Origin of the sequence: Acinetobacter sp. V2 (assembly GCF_001188385.1) — a bacterium.
In the GTDB taxonomy this organism is placed as follows: domain Bacteria; phylum Pseudomonadota; class Gammaproteobacteria; order Pseudomonadales; family Moraxellaceae; genus Acinetobacter; species Acinetobacter oleivorans.
The window spans coordinates 1,774,518-1,780,664 of the sequence record NZ_JZFB01000001.1; the positions used below are offsets into that span (position 1 = coordinate 1,774,518).

Consider the following 6,147-nt stretch of genomic DNA (forward strand, 5'->3'; position numbering starts at 1 on the left):
AGATACCGATGGTGAACAGCCAAAAACTGTTTTGTCATCTCGTGACCCAATTCTTTCTCCGGCATGGACACCGGATGCCAAGAAAATTGCTTATGTTTCTTTTGAAACTAAACGTCCAGCAATTTATTTACAAGATTTATCTACTGGAACACGTGAAGTACTCACTAGCTTTAAAGGCCTAAATGGCGCACCGAGTTTTTCACCTGATGGTCAATCAATGCTATTTACAGCATCAATGAATGGCAATCCAGAAATCTATCAAATGGATTTATCAACTCGCCAAGTTAAACGTATGACAAACGACTCGGCAATTGATACAGAAGCACGTTATACACCAGATGGAAAATCGTTTATTTTCACTTCTGACCGTGGTGGTTCAGCCCAAATCTATCGTTATACCTTTGCTGATGGTTCAGTAAAACGTCTAACGTTTAAAGGTTCATTTAATGCACGCGGAACTTTGAGTGCAGATGGCAAAAAGATTGCTCTTGTTCATCGCCCAAGTGGCAGCAGTTATAAAGTTGCAATTCAGGACATTAATACTGGCATCACCAATATTCTTACTCCAACCAGTTTAGACGAATCACCAAGTTTCTCACCGAATGGGCAAATGGTGGTCTACGCGACTCGTGAAGGTAACCGTGGCTTGTTATCTATCATGTCTACTGATGGACGTTTCCGTATGAATTTACCAAGTGAACAAGGTGAAGTACGTGAACCAGCTTGGGCACCAAAATAACTTTTAATTCCATCGATGGAGAAGATCATGAAATCAATCAAATATTTAGCTTTACCCTTTCTTAGCGTAGCACTTGTAATGACGGGTTGTGCTAGCCGCAAACCAGCAACAACTACTGCAACTGGCACAAATCCAAGTACAGTTAACACATCTGGTTTAAGTGAAGATGCGGCATTAAATGCTCAAAATTTGGCTGGTGCTTCATCAAAAGGTGTAACTGAAGCAAATAAAGCTGCTTTGGCTAAACGCGTTGTTCATTTTGATTATGACAGCAGTGATTTATCTACTGAAGACTATCAAACGCTTCAAGCTCACGCTCAATTCCTTATGGCAAATGCAAATTCAAAAGTTGCATTAACTGGCCATACAGATGAACGTGGTACACGTGAGTACAATATGGCTTTAGGTGAGCGTCGTGCTAAAGCTGTACAAAGCTACTTAATTACCAATGGTGTAAATCCACAGCAACTTGAAGCTGTAAGTTATGGTAAAGAAGCTCCTGTTAATGCAGGACATGATGAATCTGCGTGGAAAGAAAATCGCCGCGTTGAAATTAATTACGAAGCAGTGCCTCCTTTATTAAAATAAGGCATATGCATAAAAAAACGCTCATATTTTATGAGCGTTTTTTTATAACAACAGAACTTAAGAAGATTTCTTTTCTTCTTCAGACTGTTGCATAGATTCAATCAAATCATGCTTATTAAAATCTTTATATTCAGGCTTAGCCTCGTAGTCTTTCCAAGCTTCCTGAACATTTTCTTTCGAAATTTCATCTAGATTGATTGGTTCACCTGCTGTTGGGGTCGCATCAAACTTCTTTGTTGTCATTTCGATTCTCCTAAAAATATACAATCCTTTGTAATGCAATCAACATACCATTTTAATTGGGGCTTGTAAGCATAAATCCAACACAAATAAAGTAAGATAATTTTTATTTTGTGACATTCTCATCTAGAATATGCCACGTATTTATCTGACTCATTTTGATGCTTGAAGCACAGGAGCTTTTTTTATGTCCAACCTCACATTGTCCCAATTTTTACAACAACAAAAAGGGAATCTAACACCTGAGTTGGCTCAAGTCATCGACACTATCGCCACCACCTGTAAAACGATCGATCAAGCCTTACAAAAAGGTGCGCTCGCTGGTATTTTGGGTAGTGCTGGTAATGAAAATGTTCAAGGTGAAACGCAGAAAAAACTTGATGTGATTTCAAATGACTATTTAATTGATGCTTTAAAAGTTCATCCACAAGTGGGTGGCCTCGCTTCTGAAGAGCTTGATGAGTTCACACCTGCACAAGAAAATGGTAAATATCTGGTTTTATTTGATCCATTAGACGGCTCAAGTAACATCGACATCAATATGTGTGTAGGCACTATTTTCTCTATTCTGCCTGCGAAAAATGCGGTAACCCAAGCAGAAGATTTCATGCAAGCAGGTACACAGCAAGTTGCTGCTGGTTACGTACTTTATGGTCCATCAACCATGATGGCCTTAACTGTAGGAAATGGCGTAGTATTCTTTACTTTAGACCCAGAAACTCAAACATTCTTGCTTACTACTGAAAATGTTCAAGTTTCAGCAGATACTCAAGAGTTTGCAATTAACGCATCTAACCAACGTCATTGGGAAGAGCCTGTAAAACAATATATTAATGAATTACTTGCAGGTAAAACATCTGTACGTGAAAAAGATTTTAATATGCGTTGGGTAGCATGTATGGTGGGTGATATTCACCGTATTTTATGCCGAGGCGGTATTTTCCTTTATCCGTACGACTTAAAAGATCCGAAAAAAGCAGGTCGCTTACGTTTAATGTATGAAGCAAACCCAATGAGTATGCTGATTGAACAAGCTGGTGGCGCATCAACTACAGGTCGTGTTCGCATCTTAGATATTGAACCGACAGAACTTCACCAACGTGTTCCTGTAATTATTGGTTCTAAAAATGAAGTTGACCGTGTAACAAGCTATCATTAATAATTTTAATTATTTAGGGCATCATAGTATCATGATGCCCTTTTGTTGGATATTTTCTCATGGCGGTTATTTTTTTAGAATCAAAAGACAATGCAAAAATTAAACATTTGCGTGGATTAATCGAACTTAATAGCGCCCGAAAAAAGCACCAACAAACAGTCCTTGAAGGTACCCATCTCTGCTTGACGTGGTTACAACAGCAAAAGAAGATTTTTTCTTTATTTACGACCGAACAAGCCTTAGAACATACTGATTTAAAAAAAATAATTGAACTGCATCAAGGTCATATTTTTGTTATTAGTGAAGTTTTATATAGAGATTTGAGCACATTAGGTACAAGCTTACCTTGTTTAGCTATTATTGATTTACCTAAAACTGCATCAACAATTGACTATAAAGTAGATACTTTAATTCTGGAAAATATACAAGATCCAGGTAATGTAGGCACATTACTACGTTCAGCAGCGGCAGCAAATATTAAACAAATTATTTGCACACAAGGATCTGCATCACTTTGGTCGCCACGAGTTTTAAGAGCAGGCATGGGAGCTCATTTTAGCTTACATTGTTTTGAAAACTTTCAACTCACAGATATTCTTCCAAAATTTCAAATTCCAGTTTTTGTTACAAGCTCTCATCGCTCAACAAGCCTTTACTCAAAAGATCTTTCAAAACCATGTGTCTGGATTTTAGGAAATGAAGGCCAAGGTGCAAGTGATTACGCCTTAGATCATGCAGAATCTGTAACTATTCCTCAGCCTGGTGGACAAGAGTCATTAAATGTAGCAATAGCAGGATCTATTTGTTTTTTTGAGATGGTTCGTCAACGTCAATAAAACGTTAATTTATTTTACATCTCACATATTTGTGAAAAAAATCAATTACACTAGTAAAAAATAACCGATTGTTGTCAACCTCCCACCTCTTTTCAACGTTATATAAGAGATATATTGAAGATAAGGTGGGTATGTCCAATGACAGGATTTTCCATCTCCATGGATTTAGCACCGAAAAAGTCTCGATCGGAAACATCTAGTGCTCATGCAAGCACGGCTGAACAACGCCTGAAAGTTTTCATGCAAGATGTTACTGGTCGCGCTTTGGTGATGATGGAGAGTGCTACCCAAGGTCAACAAGGTATTGCGATGGATTTGGTTCAAGAAGCATTTATTGCCTTACACAAATCTTATGCCGATAAAAGTACTGAAGAATGGTATCCCCTGTTTTATACTATTTTAAACAACAAACTTCAGGACTGGCGCCGCAAAGAATCTCGTAGAGCAAACCCATTTTCATTTTTCAAAAAAGTTAGTCTGGATAATGACGACGATGAAGTTATTGATGTAGTTGATGAAAAAGCTATTAATCCTGCGGATTTTCTTGATCAAGCAGTGACTATCGAAGAAATTCGAGAAGCAATTTCAAAGCTACCTGTTCGTCAACAACAGGCATTTATGTTACGTGCGTGGGAAGGTTTTGACACACACACAACAGCTCAGATCATGAACTGTACTGAAGGTAGTGTAAAAACCCATTATCACCGAGCAATTCAGGGACTTAGAGAGTACTTAGCCCATTTAAATCCCTTGGGAGGTTCTGATGAATCATGATGATTTCACTAAAAAGGTGACGTCTAAACTTGATAGTTTGGCACATCACCATAAAAATAAAACAGTGGTCATGAATCATGTGCTTGACCATATTCAACAAAAACCAGCCTCTTTTTATAGTGTCTGGAAAATGTCTGGTTTTGCACTTGCCGCTGCGATCACAGGTTTTGTAATTTTACCTAATTCAGCAGATATTGTTGATAAGCCGCAAAATCAAGTGATTGTAAATCCTAAATTATCTCCACAAATGGTGGAAGATTTAGAAATGCTAATGGTCTTGGGTGAGGATAAAGTACAACATGGCAGCTAAAAAATTAGCACTTATCCTTTGTTCATTAAGTTTCCTGCAAACGAGTTTTGCAGGTTTTGAACGATTTTGGATTTTTTCTAAGGATGCCAATACACAAGTTGATGACACATGGAATGCTCTTTCTGAAGAAGAACAACGTGCAGTTATTAAACGCTACCAGAGCTTAAAAGAGTTACCAGCGAATCAAAGTACGAACCTACAGCAACGTATGGACTGGTTTACTCAACTCCCTGATGCTGAAAAAGAAAAAATGCGTGAAGCATGGCAAAAAATGAGTACACAAGAGCGTAATGATTTACGCCAGCGTATGCTTAAAGCGAATGGCGAAGAAAGAACAGCTATTCGTGAAGAGTATATGAACAAATATTTAGAACATTAAATATAACTCTATAAAATTCGTACACAGTGACTTTAATGCCTTAAATAATTTTCTATAAAAAAGCCTCCAATTGGAGGCTTTTTTATTTTATATCGTTTATTTACGGTAGCGTCTATAGACCACTAAACCAAGTAAAGATGCTAAAGACAAAATTCCTAAGCTACCACCACCGCCCCCACCACTTCGAGAATCATCTGTGGTAGTTGCAGTACTTATTAGATTAATTGTCCCAGGTTTCGCTGAAATTAATCCATTAGCATCATAGACATTATAAGATAGTGTATCGTTAAAAGTGTTAAAGACATTTTTAGCTTGAATATAAATATTACCGCCATAACATGTATTTTTACTGTCTTTACCAGGACACGGTCCTTCTCGATCTGCCTTAACGACCGTAAAAATTCCATCTTTCGAAGTTTTGCTTGGTAAATAGATAGGTAACTCTACTCCTTTTTCATTTACCCAAAATTGAGGCTTATCAGGCTTTGTAATAAGTGTACTAACTGGCCCATCACCATCATCATTTGCATATTTAAGTAAATTCAAAGGAATCATTTCATTTGCTAAATACTTAAATGTTATTGTGCCATCTCCAGAAACAGGAGCAATATTTGCAAATTTTGCTTTAATTAAGCCACTACTAAGTTCCACACCCGCTTTAGTGGTAATTGTATATTTACAAAATTCATTAGTTGTACTTGAAGTAGGATCATCATCAACACGATAAAAAAGAATTTGCTGTACTGCTGGATTCCACACACATCTCTGGTTTTCCTTAGTTTTAGTATCAGTAGTTAAATCTTCTACTTTTTGCGCCACACCCAAGGGTTCTGCTTTAACATTATAATCAGCTGTATTAAAAAACTTTAATACATGGTTACTGTCTTCATTTGGTAGAGGAAAACCATAATTTTTTAAATCAATGTAAATTGCTCGATATTTTGTATTTACATGAGCCGTATCATTTTTAAACTTATCGAGTAAATCCTTAAATTCAGCTAAACGAACTTTATAGTAAACGATAAAGTTTGATGGTGTAGTTGGATCTTTGAGAAGGCTATCATACAAATCATAGCTTTTTTGATATGTATCTATTAAAGTCGTAAATGAAATATTACCTAA

Annotated in this window: 8 protein-coding genes and 1 pseudogene; 7 read left to right on the forward strand and 2 right to left on the reverse strand. The window is 36.9% G+C overall.

Going from position 1 to position 6,147, the window contains the following annotated elements; translation table 11 throughout:
- Together tolB and pal are read left to right on the forward strand one after the other, a co-directional pair.
- Nucleotides 1-739 (forward strand): annotated as a pseudogene (gene tolB, locus UC75_RS20760) (Tol-Pal system protein TolB); the annotation flags it as partial.
- 27 nt (nt 740-766) lie between these two features.
- A complete protein-coding gene (gene pal / locus UC75_RS08165; protein ID WP_013197071.1) occupies nt 767-1,327 on the forward strand; it encodes a peptidoglycan-associated lipoprotein Pal in 561 nt (186 codons plus the stop codon).
- Between the two features lie 57 nt (nt 1,328-1,384).
- On the opposite strand, the gene UC75_RS08170 is transcribed toward pal, so the two are convergent.
- The gene (locus UC75_RS08170; protein ID WP_049837260.1) at nt 1,385-1,570 is read right to left on the reverse strand and encodes an NF038105 family protein; all 186 of its coding nucleotides are present in this window, start codon (nt 1,568-1,570) and stop codon (nt 1,385-1,387) included.
- A gap of 184 nt (nt 1,571-1,754) precedes the next feature.
- Between UC75_RS08170 and UC75_RS08175 the strand changes: the two genes are divergently transcribed.
- From UC75_RS08175 to UC75_RS08195, 5 genes are all read left to right on the forward strand, one after another.
- Nucleotides 1,755-2,726, forward strand: a complete 972-nt coding sequence (locus tag UC75_RS08175; protein WP_049837261.1) for a class 1 fructose-bisphosphatase — start codon at nt 1,755-1,757, stop codon at nt 2,724-2,726.
- 59 nt (nt 2,727-2,785) lie between these two features.
- Complete coding sequence (locus UC75_RS08180; RefSeq protein ID WP_005307562.1) at nt 2,786-3,562, forward strand: TrmH family RNA methyltransferase; 777 nt, start codon at nt 2,786-2,788, stop codon at nt 3,560-3,562.
- A gap of 159 nt (nt 3,563-3,721) precedes the next feature.
- The gene (locus UC75_RS08185) at nt 3,722-4,336 is read left to right on the forward strand and encodes an RNA polymerase sigma factor (protein ID WP_004790645.1); all 615 of its coding nucleotides are present in this window, start codon (nt 3,722-3,724) and stop codon (nt 4,334-4,336) included.
- Nucleotides 4,326-4,646: a hypothetical protein gene (locus tag UC75_RS08190; protein ID WP_004643705.1), complete on the forward strand. Its 321-nt coding sequence runs from the start codon at nt 4,326-4,328 to the stop codon at nt 4,644-4,646. Before UC75_RS08185 ends, UC75_RS08190 begins: the two co-directional genes overlap by 11 nt.
- A complete protein-coding gene (locus UC75_RS08195) occupies nt 4,636-5,025 on the forward strand; it encodes a DUF3106 domain-containing protein (protein ID WP_004790640.1) in 390 nt (129 codons plus the stop codon). The genes UC75_RS08190 and UC75_RS08195 overlap by 11 nt, the downstream gene beginning before the upstream one ends.
- 96 nt (nt 5,026-5,121) lie before the next feature.
- On the opposite strand, the gene UC75_RS20765 is transcribed toward UC75_RS08195, so the two are convergent.
- Nucleotides 5,122-6,147: GlyGly-CTERM sorting domain-containing protein (locus tag UC75_RS20765; RefSeq protein ID WP_228137174.1), on the reverse strand; the 1,026-nt coding region annotated here is incomplete at its 5' end.